This window comes from Arthrobacter sp. 05T47 (assembly GCF_056395825.1).
Genome location: NZ_JBFTKG010000119.1, coordinates 1 through 1,783 on the forward strand (window position 1 = coordinate 1; position 1,783 = coordinate 1,783).

Annotated in this window: 2 protein-coding genes; both read left to right on the plus strand. The window is 60.9% G+C overall.

Annotated features, from left to right (window positions below):
* Window positions 1-118 precede the first annotated feature (118 nt).
* Window positions 119-1,420, plus strand: a complete 1,302-nt coding sequence (locus tag AC1DEY_RS23145; protein ID WP_476870041.1) for a dicarboxylate/amino acid:cation symporter — start codon at window positions 119-121, stop codon at window positions 1,418-1,420.
* Between the two features lie 71 nt (window positions 1,421-1,491).
* Window positions 1,492-1,783 (plus strand): winged helix-turn-helix domain-containing protein (locus tag AC1DEY_RS23150; RefSeq protein WP_476870042.1); only part of this gene is annotated, 292 nt, incomplete at its 3' end.

A 1,783-nucleotide genomic window follows, 5' to 3' on the forward strand; every position in this document is an offset into this window, starting at 1 on the left:
GAGCAAGGGGCACGCCGTCGTGCCCAAAATCCCGACCGACTACAGAGAAAACGGAACTCGATGACGAGGAACGTTCCAGCACCGGCCCACCAACCCGGCCTCTACCCAAGGACTGACTATGAAAAACAAATCAACGATGTGGATTCTGGCAGCGCTTCTGTTCGGAATCCTCAGCGGTCTGCTGTTCCACTGGCTGCTGCCGGTGGACACACGCGAATCCGTCGTGGCGGTCCTCGACACCGTGACGCACATGTTCCTGAACCTCATCAAAATGATCATTGCCCCGCTGATCTTCGCCACCCTCGTCTCCGGCATTGCAGGAGCGGCCAACTCTGCCGGCGTGGGCAAGCTGTTTGGCCGCTCAATGATCTGGTTCCTGTCCGCCTCCGTCCTGGTGGGCGCGTTCGGCTTCATCACGGCCCATGTACTCAACGTCGGTAACGGGCTCAACCTGATGCCGGGAGGCGACACGGGGATGCAAACGAAGCCCCTCGATTACCAGGCGTTCATCACCCACATCATCCCCACGAGCGTCTTCGCCGCACTGACCGAAAACAACCCCCTTCAGATCCTCGTATTCGGCGCTCTCTTCGGCATCGCCCTGCTGAACCTCCGGAAGAAGGGCCGCTCCTCCATAGCCGATGCCATCGACGAACTGATGGGCCTCATGCTGAAGGTCACCGGGTATGTGATGCTGGCGGCACCCGTCGGCGTTTTCGCCGGCATCGCAGCGGCCTTCACCTCCCAGGGTCTCGATGCGTTTGCCACCTACGCGTCGTTCATCGGTGGGTTCTATGTATCTCTCTCGGCCCTGTGGGTCATCATGGTCGGCGTCGCCGTCGCCTTCCTCGGACGGGCGGCCTTCCGACTGGTCCGGATAGTGCGCGAACCCATGGTCATCGCGTTCGCCACCTCCAGCAGTGAAGCCGCCCTGCCCAAGCTCATTGAAGGCCTGACCAAGTTCGGCATCGAGAAGCGCACCACCGGTTTCGTGCTGCCCCTGGGTTACTCGTTCAACGTGGACGGTTCCATGATGTACATGACCTTCGCGTCGGTCTTCCTGATCAACGCCTACGGCATCGACATGGACCTTGGCCAGCAGATCGCGATGACCGCAATGCTCCTGCTCAGCAGCAAGGGCATGGCCGGCGTGCCGCGCGGGTCACTCGTCGTCKTAGCCGCCGTGGTCCCTGCCTTCGGCATCCCGGCCGCCGGAATTGGTGTCCTGCTGGTGATCGACCAACTCCTGGACATGGGACGCACCGCCACCAACATCTTGGGAAATGCCATCGCCACCGCGGTCATCGGCCGGAACCACGACAAGTCCACGTCCCTCCTCGAAGCGTCACGCGCGGAGGCCTCCCAAGACGCGGAAGTCACTGAAGATAGCAGGGAGCCTGAGCTCGTTTCGAGGCACTGACCGGCACCCGGTCGGCCAGCCAATTTTCAACCAGCGAACCTACTCTCACACCGGATGAAAGGCCATCGCCAATGACGACTGACATTGAAGTCCAGAGCCCGATGGACGTGCACCGCATTCAGCGGACGAAAAGAGCGAGAAACACTCCGATCAAATCACAAATCATCGACTACCTGGCAAACCATGGGGCAAGCAAAGTAGCTGACATCAGCGACGGCATTGCATCCTCGCGCGGCGCAGTCAGATACCACCTGGCAGCGCTGGAGAACGCCTCGATCGTCCGTTCCAATATTTCCCCCGGAGCCAGGGGTCGGTTCACGCCCTTCTACGGTCTCGCCCCTGGAAAGACGGATCCCGCCTCCT